The sequence below is a fragment of the Streptomyces sp. NPDC049040 genome (genome assembly GCF_043197715.1).
Lineage (GTDB): Bacteria > Actinomycetota > Actinomycetes > Streptomycetales > Streptomycetaceae > Actinacidiphila.
This window is the reverse complement of the sequence record NZ_JBICTO010000002.1, coordinates 908,641-924,612: the sequence shown is the minus strand read 5'-3', so window position 1 is coordinate 924,612 and position 15,972 is coordinate 908,641. Positions and strand designations below refer to the sequence as shown.

12 protein-coding genes are annotated in these 15,972 nt (G+C 73.4%); 4 read left to right on the top strand and 8 right to left on the bottom strand.

All coding sequences use genetic code 11. The annotated features are described in order from the left end of the window. Positions 1–36: 36 nt before the first annotated feature. The 8 genes from murD to mraZ form a co-directional block, all read right to left on the bottom strand. The gene (gene murD, locus ACGFMP_RS08980; RefSeq protein WP_393671247.1) at positions 37–1,467 is read right to left on the bottom strand and encodes a UDP-N-acetylmuramoyl-L-alanine--D-glutamate ligase; all 1,431 of its coding nucleotides are present in this window, start codon (positions 1,465–1,467) and stop codon (positions 37–39) included. Next, positions 1,464–2,528: a phospho-N-acetylmuramoyl-pentapeptide-transferase gene (mraY, locus tag ACGFMP_RS08975; RefSeq protein ID WP_393671246.1), complete on the bottom strand. Its 1,065-nt coding sequence runs from the start codon at positions 2,526–2,528 to the stop codon at positions 1,464–1,466. Before mraY ends, murD begins: the two co-directional genes overlap by 4 nt. After that, a complete protein-coding gene (gene murF, locus ACGFMP_RS08970; protein ID WP_393671245.1) occupies positions 2,525–3,976 on the bottom strand; it encodes a UDP-N-acetylmuramoyl-tripeptide--D-alanyl-D-alanine ligase in 1,452 nt (483 codons plus the stop codon). Before murF ends, mraY begins: the two co-directional genes overlap by 4 nt. Then, positions 3,973–5,646, bottom strand: a complete 1,674-nt coding sequence (locus tag ACGFMP_RS08965) for a UDP-N-acetylmuramoyl-L-alanyl-D-glutamate--2,6-diaminopimelate ligase (protein ID WP_393671244.1) — start codon at positions 5,644–5,646, stop codon at positions 3,973–3,975. Before ACGFMP_RS08965 ends, murF begins: the two co-directional genes overlap by 4 nt. A 2-nt stretch (positions 5,647–5,648) precedes the next feature. Further along, positions 5,649–7,499 carry a peptidoglycan D,D-transpeptidase FtsI family protein gene (locus tag ACGFMP_RS08960; protein WP_393671243.1) on the bottom strand — a complete coding sequence of 617 codons (1,851 nt, stop codon included), beginning with the start codon at positions 7,497–7,499 and terminating at the stop codon, positions 5,649–5,651. Between the two features lie 535 nt (positions 7,500–8,034). Further along, positions 8,035–8,454 carry a hypothetical protein gene (locus ACGFMP_RS08955; RefSeq protein ID WP_393671241.1) on the bottom strand — a complete coding sequence of 140 codons (420 nt, stop codon included), beginning with the start codon at positions 8,452–8,454 and terminating at the stop codon, positions 8,035–8,037. After that, entirely contained in the window at positions 8,451–9,428 is a 978-nt protein-coding gene (rsmH, locus tag ACGFMP_RS08950) for a 16S rRNA (cytosine(1402)-N(4))-methyltransferase RsmH (protein ID WP_393671240.1), read from the bottom strand. Before rsmH ends, ACGFMP_RS08955 begins: the two co-directional genes overlap by 4 nt. Before the next feature lie 215 nt (positions 9,429–9,643). Further along, positions 9,644–10,075 (bottom strand): division/cell wall cluster transcriptional repressor MraZ, encoded by a 432-nt coding sequence (mraZ, locus tag ACGFMP_RS08945; protein WP_393671239.1) that lies wholly within the window; start codon positions 10,073–10,075, stop codon positions 9,644–9,646. 233 nt (positions 10,076–10,308) lie between these two features. Between mraZ and ACGFMP_RS08940 the strand changes: the two genes are divergently transcribed. From ACGFMP_RS08940 to ACGFMP_RS08925, 4 genes are all read left to right on the top strand, one after another. Continuing rightward, on the top strand, positions 10,309–10,857 hold the full coding sequence (locus ACGFMP_RS08940) for a beta-class carbonic anhydrase (protein ID WP_393671238.1): 549 nt from the start codon (positions 10,309–10,311) through the stop codon (positions 10,855–10,857). A 141-nt stretch (positions 10,858–10,998) separates the two neighbouring features. Further along, positions 10,999–12,006: an AAA family ATPase gene (locus ACGFMP_RS08935; protein ID WP_393671237.1), complete on the top strand. Its 1,008-nt coding sequence runs from the start codon at positions 10,999–11,001 to the stop codon at positions 12,004–12,006. Continuing rightward, on the top strand, positions 12,006–13,493 hold the full coding sequence (locus ACGFMP_RS08930) for a DUF58 domain-containing protein (RefSeq protein WP_393671236.1): 1,488 nt from the start codon (positions 12,006–12,008) through the stop codon (positions 13,491–13,493). The genes ACGFMP_RS08935 and ACGFMP_RS08930 overlap by 1 nt, the downstream gene beginning before the upstream one ends. Beyond that, positions 13,490–15,904, top strand: a complete 2,415-nt coding sequence (locus tag ACGFMP_RS08925) for a transglutaminaseTgpA domain-containing protein (RefSeq protein ID WP_393671235.1) — start codon at positions 13,490–13,492, stop codon at positions 15,902–15,904. Before ACGFMP_RS08930 ends, ACGFMP_RS08925 begins: the two co-directional genes overlap by 4 nt. Positions 15,905–15,972 lie beyond the last annotated feature (68 nt).

The following is a 15,972-nucleotide window of genomic DNA, read 5'->3' as shown; positions in this document are numbered from 1 at the left end:
CGGTGCGCCGCTGCCCGCCGGGCGGGGCCGCGGCGGCTAGGAGTGCGCCGCGGTGTCCGGCAGAGCGGCGCGTACGGCGTCCGCGAACAGGTCGCCGCGCTGGTTGTAGTTGGTGAACATGTCCATCGACGCGCAGGCGGGTGCCAGCAGGACCGTGTCGCCCTGCTCGGCCAGCTGCCGTGCCGCGGCGACTGCCGCGGACATCGCCCCAGTGTCGGTCCGTTCCAGGTCCACCACCGGCACCTCGGGGGCGTGTCGCGCCAGGGCTTCGCGGATCAGCGCGCGGTCGGCGCCGAGCAGCACCGCCCCGCGCAGCCGCCCGGCGGCCGCGGCCACGAGACCGTCGAAGTCGGCGCCCTTGGCCAGTCCCCCGGCGATCCACACCACGCCCTCGTACGCGGTCAGCGAGGCCTGTGCGGCGTGGGTGTTGGTGGCCTTGGAGTCGTCCACGTAGGTCACCCCGTCCAGCACCGCGACCTCGGCGATGCGGTGGGCGTCGGGGCGGAAGGCGCGCAGGCCCTCGCGGACCGCGCCGGCCGGCACCCCGTAGGCGCGGGCCAGGGCGGCGGCGGCCAGCGCATTGGCGACGTTGTGCGGGGCGAGCGGCTGGACGTCGGCGGTCTCGGCCAGCTCCTGGGCGCTGTTGCGGCGGTCCTCGACGAAGGCCCGGTCCACCAGCAGCCCGTCCACCACGCCGAGCTCCGACATGCGCGGGGCGTCGAGGGTGAAGCCGATCGCCCGGCAGCCCTCCTCGACGTCGGCCTCCTCGACCAGCCGCTCGGTCTCGGGGTCGGCCGCATTGTAGACGCAGGCGACCTTGTTGCCGTGGTAGATACGGCCCTTGTCCGCGGTGTACTCGGCCATCGAGCCGTGCCAGTCGAGGTGGTCGGGCGCCAGGTTGAGCACCGCGGCCGAGTGCGGGCGGATGCCCGGCGCCCAGTGCAGCTGGTAGCTGGACAGCTCCACGGCGAGAACGTCGTAGCGCTCCTCCCCGAGTACCACGTCGAACAGCGAGACGCCGATGTTGCCGACGGCGGCGGTGCGCAGGCCCGCGGCGGTGAGGATGGCGGCGAGCATCCGGGTCGTGGTGGTCTTGCCGTTGGTGCCGGTGACGGCAAGCCAGGGCGCGGCGTCCGGGCCGCGCAGCCGCCAGGCCAGTTCGACGTCGCCGATGACCTCGACGCCGGCCTGCCGCGCGGCGGCGAACAGCGGGCTCGACGGCTTCCAGCCCGGCGAGGTGACGACCAGCTCCGTGCCCTCGGGCAGGGTGTCGCCGTCGCCGAGGCGCACGGTGACGCCCAGCGCCTCGAGCTCCGCGGCCTCGGCCTGCTGCCGCTCCCCCGCCACGCCGTTGACCACGGTGACCCGGGCGCCGAGCGAGTGCAGCGCCCTGGCGGCGGGCACTCCCGACACGCCGAGTCCCGCGACGGTGACCCGCACGCCCTCGTACCCGCCGCCGGTGGTCACGAGGCGGCCACCCAGCCGGCGTAGAAGATGCCGAGCCCGACGGCCATGCACATGCCCTGGATGATCCAGAATCTGACCACCACCAGGACCTCGCTCCAGCCCTTGAGCTCGAAGTGGTGCTGGAGCGGTGCCATGCGGAAGACGCGTTTGCCGGTCAGCCGGAAGGATCCGACCTGGATGATCACCGACATGGTGATGAGCACGAACAGGCCGCCGAGGATGGCCACCAGGAGCTCGGTGCGCGAGCAGATCGCCAGACCCGCCACGGCGCCGCCCAGCGCGAGCGATCCGGTGTCGCCCATGAAGATCTTGGCCGGTGAGGTGTTCCACCACAGGAAGCCGAAGCAGGCACCCATCAGGGCCGCCGCGACCACCGCGAGGTCCAGCGGGTCGCGGACCTCGTAGCAGGCCCCGTTGGCGCTCACCGGGGCGCCGCACCACTGGCCGTACTGCCACACGCCGATGACGGTGTAGGCGGCGAAGACCATCACCGAGGCGCCGGTGGCCAGGCCGTCGAGGCCGTCGGTGAGGTTCACGCCGTTGGACATCGCCAGGATCATGAACAGCGCCCAGATCACGAAGATCACCGGGCCGATCGACCAGCCGAAGTCGGAGGTGAAGGACAGCTTGGTGGAGGCCGGGGTCTGGTTGCGCGAGTCGTGGAAGTTCAGCGCCAGCACCGCGAAGGTGATGCCGACGATGAGCTGGCCCGCCATCTTCGCCTTGGCCCGCAGGCCGAGGCTGCGCTGCTTGACGATCTTGATGTAGTCGTCGAGGAAGCCGACCAGGCCGAGTCCCGCGGTCAGGAACAGCACCAGCACGCCCGACATCGACGGCTTGTCGCCGGTGATCAGCTTGGTCGAGGCGTACGCGATCAGGGTGGCCAGGATGAAGGCGATGCCGCCCATGGTGGGCGTGCCGCGCTTGCTGTGGTGGGCCTGCGGGCCGTCGTCGCGGATCATCTGGCCGTAGCCCTTGCGGGCGAGCAGCCGGATCAGCAGCGGGGTGCCGATCAGCGACAGGAACAGCGCGATCACCCCGGAGACGAGGATCTGCTTCATCGCGCGGCACCCTCACGGGCCGCCGAACCGCCGAGATCGCCCGGACCGCCCCCGGTCAGCGCCAGGGCGACGGCCTCGAGGCCGACCGACCGTGATGCCTTCACCAGCACGACGTCACCTGGGCGCACCTCTGCGCGCAACAGGTCGATCGCCGCCTCCGCGTCGGACACGTGCACCGACTCCTCACCCCACGAACCCTCGTTATAGGCGCCCATTTGCAGCCACGCGGCTTCCGTACCGCCGACCGCAACGAGCTTGCTGACGTTGAGCCGGACGACCAGCCGCCCCACCGCGTCGTGCTCGGCGAGAGCTTCCCCGCCCAGTTCGGCCATCTTTCCCAGCACCGCCCACGTCCGTCCCCCCGCGGCCTGTGCGGACCTGCCCATCGCGGCGAGTGCGCGCAGGGCTGCCCTCATGGATTCGGGGTTCGCGTTGTAGGCGTCGTTGACGACCGTCACGCCGTCGGGGCGCTCGGTGACCTCCATCCGCCAGTGCGAGAGCGATCCTGCCGCGGAGAGCGCGATGGCGATCTCCTCGGCGGGCATGCCGAGTTCACTGGCGACGGCGGCTGCGGCGAGCGCGTTCGACACGTGATGCTCACCGTACAGGCGCAAGGTCACGTCGGCGCACCCGGTGGGGGTTCGCAGCCGGAAGACCGCCTGACCCCGGTCGTTGAGGGTGATGTCGGTGGCCCGCACGTGGGCCTGCTCGCTCTCCCCGAAGAGCACCACCCGGGCCTTGGTGCGGTCCGCCATGGCCAGCACCAGCGGGTCGTCGGCGTTGAGTACGGCGATGCCTCCGGAGGCGGCGTCCGGCAGCGACTCGACCAGTTCCCCCTTGGCCTGGGCGATCTGCTCCCGGCCGCCGAACTCGCCGATGTGGGCGCTGCCGACGTTCAGCACCGCGCCGATCCGCGGCGGCGTCAGACCTGTCAGGTACGCGATGTGGCCGACACCGCGGGCGCCCATCTCCAGCACCAGGTGCCGGGTCCCCTCGTCGGCCTGGAGGGCGGTCAGCGGCAGCCCGATCTCGTTGTTCAGCGACCCGGGGGTGTAGACGGTCGGCGCCAGCCGCTCCAGCAGCTGCGCCAGCAGGTCCTTGGTGCTGGTCTTGCCCGCGGAGCCGGTGAGCGCCACCACGGTGGCTCCGAGGCGCTCGATGACGTGCCGGGCCAGGGCGCCGAGGGCCGCCTGCACGTCGTCGACCACGATCGCGGGCACACCGACCGGCCGGGCGGCGAGCACCGCGACCGCGCCCGCCTCGACCACCTGGGCGGCGAAGTCGTGGCCGTCGACCCGTTCACCGGCGAAGGCGACGAACAGCGCGCCCTGCACCACCTCGCGGGAGTCCTTGACCACGGGCCCGGTGACGAGCAGGCCGTCGTCCGGTATGTCGTGCGTGCTCCCGCCGACCGCGCGTGCGACCTCGGCGAGGGAAAGGGGGATCACGATGCTTTCCGGTCCTTCTCGATCGCGGCGCGCAGCACCTCTCGGTCGTCGAAGGGGCGCACCTCTCCGGCGATGTCCTGGCCCTGCTCGTGGCCCTTGCCTGCCACCAGCACGATGTCTCCCGGCTCCGCCGCGGCCACCGCGGCGGCCACCGCGGCGGCCCTGTCCGGCTCGACGACGACGTGCGCGCGCTGTCCTGCCGGCACCTCGGCGGCCCCGGCCAGCATCGCGGCGAGGATCGCCAGCGGGTCCTCGGAGCGCGGGTTGTCCGAGGTCAGGACGGCGGTGTCGGCGAGCCGTGCCAGCGCGGCGCCCATCGGGCCGCGCTTGGTGGTGTCGCGGTCGCCGCCGCAGCCGAGGACGGCGTGGATACGGCCCCTGGTGGTGGTGCGCAGCGCCCGCAGGACGGACTCCACGGCGTCGGTCTTGTGGGCGTAGTCCACCACCGCGAGATACGGCTGCCCCGCGTCCACGCGTTCAAGGCGGCCGGGCACCCCGGGGACGGCAGCGACGCCTTCCGCGGCGGTCTGAGGGTCGAGGCCGGCCGCGGCGAGCGCGGTGACGGCCGCGAGGGTGTTGGCGACGTTGAAGGGGCCGGGCAGCGGTGCGGTGGCCCGCAGCTGCTCGCCCTTGGGCCCGATGACGGTGAAGGTGCTGCCCATCAGGTCCGCTTCGACGTCCTCTGCCCGCCAGTCGGCGTCGAGCCGCCCCTGCGCCGAGTACGTCACCAGCGGCACTGTGGCCTCGGCGACCAGCCGGCGTCCGTACTCGTCGTCGAGGTTGACCACGCCGAGCCGGCTGCGGCGCGGGGTGAACAGCTGCGCCTTGGCCTGGAAGTAGTCCTCCATGCCGGAGTGGAATTCCATGTGCTCGGGACTGAGGTTGGTGAAGACCGCCACGTCGAAGACCGCGCCGTCGACCCGGCCGAGCCGCAGGGCGTGGCTGGAGACCTCCATCACGACGGAGGCGACACCGCGCTCCCGCATCACCGCGAACAGCGCCTGGAGGTCGGTGGCCTCCGGGGTGGTGCGCTCGCTCTTGATGCGGGTGTCGCCGATCCGGGTCTCCACGGTGCCGACCAGGCCGGTGCCGCCGCCGGTGGCGGCCCGCAGGCCGCTCTCGACCAGGTAGGCGGTGGTGGTCTTGCCCGAGGTGCCGGTGATGCCGATCCGCAGCATCGCCTCGCCGGGCTCGTCGTAGACGGCCGCGGCCAGCTCGCCCATCACCGCCCTCGGGTCGGGGACGGTCAGCACCGGCAGGCCGGTCGCCGCGGCGCGGTCGGCGCCCGCCGGGTCGGTGAGCACGGCCGCGGCGCCGGCCGCGGCCGCCTGGGCCGCGAAGTCGGCGCCGTGGAAGCGGGCGCCTGGCAGTGCGGCGTAGAGGTCGCCCGGGCGTACCGCGCGCGAGTCGTGGGTGATGCCGGTGACTGCGGTGTCACCGCCGGGGTCCGGTGCTCCGAGCCGCCGGGCCAGGTCGGCCAGCGGTTTCGGGTAGACCCGCGTCGGGCGCGGCGGGCCCGGCTGGGTGAGGGTGGCTTGATCAGGGTTGGGCACGGCGGTGAGGTTACCGGGCTGGCCGTGCTCCGGGCCAAAACGGGCCGGCCGGGGCCGGCGCGGGTCGCGGGCCGGGCCACCCGCCGCGCCTTGCAGGTCGCGTCCTGTGCCTGGCATGATCACCGCACCTTGGTGCCGGTGGCCGGGGCGGCGGGCTCCCCCGGGTCGAAGGTGATCGGCAGCTTGGGCGCCGGGACTCCCGACGGCGGCACCTGGAGCGTCTTGAGGGCGAATTCCATCACCTGTTTGAAGACCGGGCCGCAGATGGAGCCGCCGAAGTAGCTGCCCCTGGTCGGGTTCTGGATGACGCAGGAGACGGTGACCCGCGGGTTGTCGGCGGGCGCGAAGCCCATGAAGGACGCCGTGTAGCCCTTGTACGTGCCGGTCTTCGGGTCCACCCGGTTGGCCGTACCGGTCTTGCCCGCGACCCGGTAGCCGTCGATCCGGGCGTTCACCCCGGTGCCCTGCTCGCTGCCGACCACCGACTCCAGCATCGTCGACAGCGTCTTCGCGGTCTGCGTGCTGACCACCCGGGTCTTCTTCGGCGGCGCGGCGGGCACGAAGCGGCCGTCGGGTCCCGTGATGCCGCGGATCAGGCTGGGCTCGACCCGGACGCCGCCGTTGGCGATGGTCGCGTAGACCGAGGTGGCCTGGAGGGCGTTCAGCGACAGGCCCTGGCCGAAGGGGATCGTGTACTGCTGCGAGGCGTTCCAGTCCTGCGGCTTGGCCAGGATGCCGGGGGTCTCGCCGGGGAAGCCGATGCCGCTGGGCTCGCCGATGCCGAACTTCTTCAGGTAGGAGTAGAGCACCTGGTTGGCCTGCGGCTGGGTCTTGCCGAGCTGGCCGGTGGCCTCGATCGTGCCGATGTTGCTCGACTTGGCCAGCACGCCGTTGAGCGTCAGATACCAGGTGCCGTGGTCGACGTCGTCGTGGAAGACCCGGTCCGCGCGCGGCAGGGTGCCGGGCACGGTGACGCGGGTGGTGGGCGTCGCGGTGCCGGTGTCGATGATCGCGGCCATCGACATCAGCTTGCTGACGCTGCCGGGTTCGTACGCGTCCTGCATCGCGGCGTTGCCGAGCGCCGAGGGGTCAGCGTGCGTGAGGTCGCCGGGGTCGAAGCCGGGGGCGTCGGCCATCGCCAGCACCTCGCCGGTCCTGTTGTCCATCACGGTGACGTAGCCGCGGTCGGCCTCGGACTTGCTCACCTGGGCGGTGATCGCGCTCTGGGCGGCCCACTGGATGTCCCGGTCGAGCGTCAGCTCCACGTCGGACCCCGGCACCGCCGGATGCTCCTGTACGCCGGCGGTGGGCACCTGGCGGCCGTTGGACTGGGCGTAGCGGATCTTGCCGTTCCTGCCCGCGAGCTGCTTGTCGAGCATCGTCTCCAGCCCGCCGCCGCCGGCGCCCTTGCCGTTGACGAAGCCGAGCACGCCCGCGGCCAGGTCGCCGCCGGGGTAGACGCGCCTGGTGTGCGGCTCGCTGAACACGCCGGCGAGCACGTTGGCGCCAGGCTCCTTGACCGCCTTGGCGGCGAGGGCCTTCTTGAGGTCGGAGATCTGGTTCCAGGCCTGCGGGGACTGCTGGCGGGCCAGGACCTGGTAGCGGGAGCCGGGCGTGGACAGCTGCCGGGCGATCGTCGTGGGGTCGCCGCCGACGATCGGCGCGAGCAGCTCCGCCGCCTGGGCCGGCGCGTCCTTCACCTCGGCCTGCGCCGGGGTGAAGAGATACGGGTCCGCGGTGATGTCGTACGCGTCGACGGTGGTGGCCAGGGCCACGCCTGAGCGGTCGGTGATCGTGCCGCGGTCGGCGGTGACGTCGTGCGTCACCCAGCGGTTCACCGCGGCCTTGGAGGCGTACGCGGACGCGTCGACGGCCTGCACCTGGAGCAGCCGTACCACGAACACGCCCATCACCACGGTCAGCGCCACCGCCACGAGGCGCAGCCGGGGGCGGGGGCGGCCGAGCCGCATGGTGCGCGGCGGCCTGGGCCGCCGCGGGGGCGGCACGGGACGCCTGGCCGGTCGCGGCCGCCCCTGCGGGGGCCTGGCGCCTGCCTCCGCGCGGCGCGGGCGGCCCTCGGCGGGCGGCTGCCTCGGCTGCTCGCGGCGGGGCCTCGGCTCTCCCTGGCGGGGCCGGCCCTCGGCGGGGCGCGGCCTGGGCTCCCCCTGCCGCGGCCCCTGCTCCCTGGGCCTGGGCTCTCCGCCGCGGGGCCTGGGCTCGTCGGGGCGCCGCGGGCGCGGGCGGCCGTCCCCCGGCGGGCGGGGGGCGCTCACCGGGCGTCCCTGAAGCGGGCACTCGGCGGCAGGGGAAGCGGGCCGCGTGGGCACCGCGGCCCGGCCGGGCCGCGGCCCCGAACGCCACGGCGGGCGGCGCCCGCTGCGGGGGCGCCCCAGGGCACGACGGCACTGCTGCGGGTCAGGCGCGGCGCCGGCCCTGGGGTCGCCGGGTGGAGCGCCCGGGGTGGAAATGCGCGGCAAGACGGTGGGGCCGTGCGGGGCATCGCGGTCACCTGCCAGGGGGCGTCGTCGGAGGGTTGGGCGGCGCTGTCCCCGCCGGAGGAGCCACGGTCACCGACGACGTCGTCGGCCTGGGCTTCGGCGCGGCGGTCGCCCGGTCGGGCGTGCCGAGGACCGAACCGTCGGGTCCCAGGAAGGCCGGGTTGCCGCCGGGGACCATGCCCAGCTCCCGGGCCTTGCGCTCCAACGTGCCCGGGGCGCCGTACTGATCGACCTCCTGCTGGAGCTGCTGCTGCTCGTCCGTGTACCCCGTGGTCTCCTTCTCGAGCTTGTTCAGCTGGAAGGAGTCCTGGTTGACCGCGGCGTTGAGGAGCAGCAGCGAGATCAGGCCGCCGGCGAGCAGTGTCACGACAAGGATGACGAAGGGCGCGCGGGCCGCGGTTGCGGTCCGGCCGCGGATCGGGCTCACCTGGCCTCCTCGCGGATCCGCTCGGCGCCGCGCAGCCGGGCCGGCGCGGCCCGCCGGTTCTCGGCGATCTCCTCCTCGGTGGGCAGCTCCGCGCCGCGGGTGAGCAGCCGCAGCCGCGGCTGGTACTGCTCGGGCACCACCGGCAGCCCCGGTGGGGCGGTGGTCGCCGCGCCGGCCGCGAAGACCTGCTTGACCAGCCGGTCCTCCAGGGAGTGGTAGGCGAGCACCGCGATCCGGCCGCCCACCGCGAGCGCCCCGACCGCCGCGGGCACCGCCCGCTCCAGCACCGACAGCTCCCCGTTGACCTCGATCCGCAGCGCCTGGAAGGTGCGCTTGGCGGGATTGCCGCCGGTGCGCTTGGCGGCCTGCGGGAGCGCGTCCCTGATCAGCTCGACCAGCCGGGCGCTGTTGCGGAAAGGCTCGGCGTCCCGCTCCCGCACCACCGCGTCCACGATCTTGCGGGCGAACTTCTCCTCGCCGTAGGCGCGCAGGATGCGGACCAGCTCGCCGGGCGGGTAGGTGTTCAGCACCTCGGCCGCGCTGATCCCGGTGGTCTGGTCCATCCGCATGTCCAGCGGCGCGTCCTGGGCGTAGGCGAAGCCGCGGCCGGCCTCGTCGAGCTGCATGGACGACACGCCGAGGTCGAAGAGCACGCCTTGCACGCGCGGCACGGACAGCGAGTCCAGGACGTCGGGCAGTTCGTCGTAGACCGCGTGCACCAGGGTGGCGCGGTCGCCGAAGCCGGCCAGCCGGCGGCCGGAGAGCTTGAGCGCCTCGGGGTCGCGGTCGAGCGCGATCAGCCGGGCGGCGGGGAAGGTGCTCAGCAGCGCCTCGCTGTGCCCACCGAGGCCGAGGGTGGCGTCGACGACCACGGCGCCGGGTTCCGCCAGCGCGGGCGCCAGCAGGTCGAGGCAGCGCCGGAGCATCACCGGGACGTGCCGCGGCTCCGGCGGCTGCGGGGAGGTGTCGCTCATGGGGCCGGCCCTTCTCGGACGGTGCTTGCGCGCGGCCGGCCCTGGGGTGGCGGCCGGCGGGTGGACGTAGAACCTGGTCCCCGCCCGCTCGGCAGAATCGTTCCCCTGGCACCGGGGAAGTGGTGCCAGCGGAGCGGTGGAGCGGGAGGAGGCCGAGCCGTACGTCCGCGCGGGTGATTCGCAACGGGGAGCTGCGCGCGGGTGCGGGGCCGCGCTCACAGTAATCCGGGCGGAACCTCCTCTGACAGGGCCGAAAAGGTGTCTTCCTGGGCCGTCAGATAGTCGGACCACGCGGCCGCCGACCAGATCTCCACCCGGGAGTTGGCACCGATCACGGCGCAGTCGCGGACCAGTCCCGCGTACTCCCGCAGCGGCTGCGGCACCGTGACCCGGCCCTGCTTGTCGGGGATCTCGTCGTGCGCCCCGGCGAACAGCACCCGAAGGTAGTCGCGGGCGGACTTCGAGGTCAGCGGGGCCGCGGACAGCTGTTCCGTGGCGGCCTTGAAGCCCTCGACGGGCCACACGCACAGGCAGCGCTCCTGCCCGCGGGTGATCACCAGACCGTCGGCCAGCGCCTCGCGGAAGCGGGCGGGAAGCACCAGCCGGTGCTTGTCGTCCAGGCGCGGGGCGTACGTCCCGAGGAACATCGCACCTCCCGCTCCGCCATCTGGTCGGGCTCCACTTCGCGCCACTTTACTCCACCATGTTCCACGGTCAACGTTGACCCGGCGCGGGCGAGTCACCCTGCCGGGCGACCCTCGCGACACGCCGTGGCACCCCTGTGGGTTACGTCACACCCGGCGGGATTGACCGCTTATTTTGCTGTTTCGTCAGATCTCACAACAGGTGACCGCCGGGTCCGGGCCTTACCGTCGAAGACATGTCGATATCTGCCGCAAGCGGCCTGCCGGAGACCTCGATCCCCACCCCCGCCACGTCGGTCACCGACCGGCTGGTCGAGGCCAACGCACGGTACGCCGCCGAATTCCACGACCCGGGCATGGACGCCCGGCCGGTGCTCCAGGTCGCCGTCGTGGCCTGCATGGACGCCCGCATCGATCTGCACAGGGCGCTCGGCCTCGCCCTCGGCGACTGCCACACCATCCGCAACGCCGGCGGGGTGGTCACCGACGACACGATCCGCTCCCTCACGATCAGCCAGCGCGCCCTGGGCACCCGGTCGGTCGTGCTGATCCACCACACGGGCTGCGGCATGCAGAGCATCACCGAGGACTTCCGCACCGAACTGGAGCAGGAGGTCGGCCAGCGGCCGACCTGGTCGGTCGAGTCCTTCACCGACGCCGACCAGGACGTCAGGCAGTCCATGGCCAGGGTCAGGACCTCGCCTTTCCTCACCCACACCGACGACGTCAGGGGGTTCGTCTTCGACGTGCACACCGGTCTGCTGCGCGAAATCACGAACAAGTAACGGCAGGCGAGTGACGTGGAGTGCCGCGTAAGGGAAGAATGCACGTGCGGCACCGCATCGCTCGCAGCGGGCGGCACGCAATTCGGGGAGGGCCGGTCCAGGGATGACCGAGTCCCGTGGAACATGGCCTAGGAGTACCGGGTGACGACCTTTGATGCACGCGCAAGCCTGAGCGATCTGACCACGACGGCTGACCGGGTGCGCCGCAGTGTGGAGAACGTGATCGAGGGCAAGCCCGAGGTCGTACGTGTCGCGCTGACCGTGCTGCTGGCGGAGGGTCACCTGCTCATCGAGGACGTGCCCGGCGTCGGCAAGACGATGCTGTCCAAGGCGCTGGCACGTTCGATCGACTGCTCCGTGCGCAGGATCCAGTTCACGCCCGACCTGCTGCCCTCCGACATCACCGGGGTGAGCGTCTTCGACCAGCAGCAGCGGGACTTCGAGTTCAAGCCGGGTGCGATCTTCGCGCAGATCGTGGTGGGCGACGAGATCAACCGCGCCTCGCCCAAGACGCAGTCGGCGCTGCTGGAGTCGATGGAGGAGCGCCAGGTCACCGTCGACGGGACCACCTACGAACTGCCCAGCCCCTTCATGGTGATCGCCACCCAGAACCCGGTGGAGATGGAGGGCACCTACCCGCTGCCCGAGGCGCAGCGGGACCGTTTCACCGCCCGGGTGTCCATCGGGTATCCCAGCCCTGAAGCCGAGCTGAAGATGCTGGACGTGCACGGCGGGGTCTCGCCGCTCGACGACCTCCAGCCGGTGGCCCACGCCCACGAGATCGTCAAGCTCATCGAGGCGGTCCGCCAGGTGCACGTCGCCGACCCGGTGCGGCGCTACGCGGTGTCCCTGGTCGGCGCCACCCGCGACCACCCCGACCTGCGGCTCGGCGCCTCGCCGCGGGCCACCCTGCACCTGATCAGGACGGCCAGGGCCTCCGCGGCGCTCGACGGGCGGGACTTCGTCCTGCCGGACGACGTGCAGGCGCTGGCCTCCGCGGTGCTGGCCCACCGGCTGCTGCCCACCGCCCAGGCCCAGCTCAACCGGCGCACGCCGGAGCAGGTCGTGGCCGAGATCCTGCAGCGGGTCCCGGTGCCCGACCCGTCGGCCGGCCGCCGCCCGGGCATGCCGGGCGCGCGGGGCCTGTGATGGCCACCCCAGCCCCCGGCGCACCGCCCCCGCCGCCGCAACCGCCGCGGCAGCCCCCGCAACCGCCGAGGTCCGGCGACCCCGGCGGTATCGACGGGCCCGCCGGCGCCCAGCGCTCCGGCACCGGCTTCCGTACCGCGCTCGGCGGGCTCACCACCCGCGGGCGGTCGTTCGTCGCCGCCGGCGTCGCGGCCGCGGTGTGCGCGTACGTCCTCGGGCAGCCCGACCTGCTGCGGGTCGGGCTGCTGCTGGCGATGCTGCCGCTGGTGTGCGTCGGGGTGCTCTACCGCACCCGCTACCGGGTCGCCGGCAGCCGCCGGCTGTCCCCTTCCCGGGTGCCCGCGATGTCGGAGGCCCGCGTGCACCTGCGGGTCGACAACGTCTCGCGGATCCCCACCGGGCTGCTGATGCTCCAGGACCGGGTGCCCTACGTCCTCGGGCCGCGCCCGCGCTTCGTCCTCGACCGCGTCGAGCCGGGCGGCCACCGCGAGGTGTCCTACCGGGTGCGGTCCGACCTGCGCGGCCGCTACCCGCTCGGGCCGCTGCAACTGCGGCTCACCGACCCGTTCGGCATGTGCGAGCTGACCCGCTCCTTCAGCTCCTTCGACACCCTCACCGTCGTCCCCCGGGTCGAGGCGCTGCCGCCGGTCAGGCTGGCGGGCGAGGCCAACGGCTACGGCGAGAGCCGCACCAGGGCGCTGGCCTTCGCCGGCGAGGACGACGTCATCCCGCGCGGCTACCGGCACGGCGACGACCTGCGCCGGGTGCACTGGCGCTCGACCGCCAAGTACGGCGAGCTGATGGTGCGCCGCGAGGAGCAGCCGCACCGGGCGCGCTGCACCGTACTGCTCGACACCCGGGCCTGGGCCTACTTCGGCTCCGGGCCCGACTCCGCCTTCGAATGGGCCGTGTCGGGCGCCGCGTCGGTGTCCACCCACATGCTTGAGCGCGGCTATGCGGTCCGGCTGCTGACCGACACCGGCAGCAGCGTGCCTGGTCCCGAGGGCACCGCGGGCTTCGGCGGCGACTCCTCCGACATGGCGGGCGTGCTGCTCGACACCCTCGCGGTGGTGACCCATTCCGACGGCGAGACCCTGTCCCCGGCGTACGAGGCGCTCCGGTCGGCGACCGAGGGCCTGATAGTGGCCTTCCTCGGCGACCTGGACGAGCAGCAGGCGACGAGCGTCGCCCGGATCCGGCAACGGGCGGGCGGCGCGGTGGCGTTCGTGCTGGACAGCGACGACTGGGTGGCGCGGGACGCGGCCGGCCGGCTGGTGCCCGCGGGCGACGCGGAGGCCGTACCCGCGCAGGAGGAGGGCGGCACCCGGCACGCGGTCCGCATGCTCCGCGAGGCGGGCTGGACGGTGGTCGAGGTCGCCGCCGGCGACACGCTGCCGGAACTGTGGCAGCGGGCCGACCGTTACCGCTCACGCGAGGAGTCCCAGGACTCCCCCCAGGGACGGCACGAAGCGGGGGCGACGACATGAGCGGACGTGCGCGGCTGACGGTGTTCGCGGCGCTGGCCTCCCTGATGGCGGCGGCCGCGCTGCTGCCGCTGGCCACCCCGCGCGGCTGGTTCTTCAAGGCGATCCTGTGCGTGGCCCTCCAGGCGGGTGTGGGCGCCGCGGCCCGCCGGGTGCCGCTGGCCAGGCCCCTGACGGTCCTGGCCCAACTGCTGGTCTCGGTGCTGGTGCTGACGGTGATGTTCACCCCGCACCAGGCGATCGGCGGCGTCCTGCCGGGGCCGACGGCCTTCCGGCAGTTCGGGCGGCTGGTCCAGGACGGGATGACCGACGTCACCAACTTCGCCATCCCCGCCCCGGTCACCCCCGGCATCAGGTTCCTGCTGGTCGGCGGGGTGGTGCTGATAGCACTCACCGTGGACGCCATCGCGGTGACCTACAACAGCGCGGCGCCCGCGGGGCTCCCGCTGCTCGCGCTCTACGCCGTCGCCGCCGGACTCGAGGAAGGCGGCAGCCAGTGGCTGTACTTCCTGATCGCGGCCGCCGGCTACCTGCTGCTGCTGCTCGCCGAGGGCCGCGACCGGCTGTCCCGCTGGGGCCGGGTCTTCGGCGGCGCGCCACGGCAGGGCGGCTGGTCGGGTCCTGCCGGCTCGGCGGGCGGCGGCGCGCCGCTGGCGCCGGTGCGCACCGGACGGCGGATCGGGGCCATGGCGCTGGGCATCGCGCTGGTGCTGCCCGCGGTCCTGCCCTCGCTGAGCGGCGGCCTGCTGGACGCCAAGGGCAGCGGCAGCGGTGACGGCCTCGGCGGCGGCATCGGCAATGCCACGGCCGTACGCCCCGAGGTCGCGCTCCAGGACTACCTGAACCAGCCCGACAACCGCGAGGTCATGACCTACAAGACCGACTCCCCCGACGCCGGGGGGATGTACCTGCGGATCCTGTCGCTCGACCAGTTCGACGGCACCCAGTGGTCGGCCTCCAAGGACGACAAGGTGGACATCCCCGATGTGCTGCCGACCCCGCAGGGCCAGGCAGGGGACGTCCGGTACACCGAGGTCGACACCTCCGTCGCGGTGGACCGCGGCTATGAGCAGGGCTGGCTGCCGATGCCGTATCCGGCGCTCCGGGTGCAGGCCGACGGGGACTGGCGCTACGAACCCGAGGGCCGCATGGTCATCGGCGAGGACGGGCAGACCACCGCGGGACTGCACTACCAGGTCACCAGCATGCAACTGGAGCCGACCGCCGCCCAGCTCGCGGCGGCGCCGCCCGCCACCGGGCAGATCGCCGACAAGTACGAGAAGGTGCCCGGCTCGCTGCCCGGCATCGTCGCGGCCACCGCACGGCAGGTGACGCGGAACGCGACCACCGACTACCAGCGGGCGCTGGACCTCCAGCAGTACTTCACCTCCGGGCAGTTCGTCTACAACACCGAGGCGACGTCGGGTACGGGCGTGGACGCCATCGCCCACTTCCTGCAGACCAAGCAGGGCTTCTGCGTGCACTTCGCCTTCACCATGGCGGCCATGGCACGCACCCTGCACATCCCGGCGCGGGTCGCGGTCGGCTTCACACCCGGCTCGCTGACCTCCGCCGGCACCATGTCGGTCGGGTTCAAGGACGCCCACGCCTGGCCCGAGCTGTACTTCGAGGGCATCGGCTGGACCCGCTTCGAGCCGACGCCCTACCGGGGTTCGCCGCCGTCGTACACGGTGTCGACCAGCACCGCCGGGGGCGGCAACACCCCCGACCCCACGCAGCACGGCACCGGCCAGACACCCCGCCCGAACCCGTCCACGTCTTCGCAGTGCGGCGACCGCCACCTCGGCCCCGCCAGCTGCGGCGCCGCGGCAGCCACCGGCAGCGGCGGCTCAGGCGGCAGCGGCATCGACGCGCTGCGGTTCACGGGCCTCGGCCTTGCCGCGCTGCTGGTCCTGCTGCTGCCCACGCTGCCGCTGATGTGGCGCAGCCGGGTCAGGTCGAAACGGCTCGGCGGCGGCCGGGAGAAGAGCGAAGGCCTCGTGCTGTCCGCATGGCAGGAGGTGCTCGACACCGGATGGGACTACGGAATCCCGCCGGACGAGTCCGAGACGCCACGGCGGGCGATGGCCCGGCTGATCGCGCAGGGACAGCTCGGCGGTGCCGCCGCCGCTTCTGCGAACTCGCTGGCCACCGCGGTCGAGCGCACGCTCTACGCCCCCAGGCCGCAGGCGGCGACGGGGCTGGCGGGCGACGTGAACACCGTCCGTGCCGGGCTGCACGCCGCCGCGGGGCGCAGCACCAGGCTGCGGGCCCGCTACCTCCCGCGCTCCTTCGCCCGGGTGATGTGGCGGCTGTCCGCGTCCAGCACGGCGGCGTCCGAGCGGGTGGGCCGCACCGTGGACCGCCTGGCGGCCCCCCTGCGCCGCCGCACCACCCGCGACCAGCCCTCCTGACCCCACCGGCTCCCCTGGGGCAACCACCCCGGGGGAGCCCAGGCCCCCACGGCTCCCGCCACGGGGGC

Coding starts and splice junctions, on each gene's coding strand:
- ACGFMP_RS08925 (WP_393671235.1), top strand. CDS start 13,490: ATGAGCGGACGTGCGCGGCTGACGGTGTTCGCGGCGCTGGCCTCCCTG.
- mraY (WP_393671246.1), bottom strand. CDS start 2,528: ATGAAGCAGATCCTCGTCTCCGGGGTGATCGCGCTGTTCCTGTCGCTG.
- mraZ (WP_393671239.1), bottom strand. CDS start 10,075: ATGTTCCTCGGGACGTACGCCCCGCGCCTGGACGACAAGCACCGGCTG.
- ACGFMP_RS08965 (WP_393671244.1), bottom strand. CDS start 5,646: ATGCCAGGCACAGGACGCGACCTGCAAGGCGCGGCGGGTGGCCCGGCC.
- ACGFMP_RS08930 (WP_393671236.1), top strand. CDS start 12,006: ATGGCCACCCCAGCCCCCGGCGCACCGCCCCCGCCGCCGCAACCGCCG.
- ACGFMP_RS08940 (WP_393671238.1), top strand. CDS start 10,309: ATGTCGATATCTGCCGCAAGCGGCCTGCCGGAGACCTCGATCCCCACC.
- ACGFMP_RS08960 (WP_393671243.1), bottom strand. CDS start 7,499: ATGCGGCTCGGCCGCCCCCGCCCCCGGCTGCGCCTCGTGGCGGTGGCG.
- rsmH (WP_393671240.1), bottom strand. CDS start 9,428: ATGAGCGACACCTCCCCGCAGCCGCCGGAGCCGCGGCACGTCCCGGTG.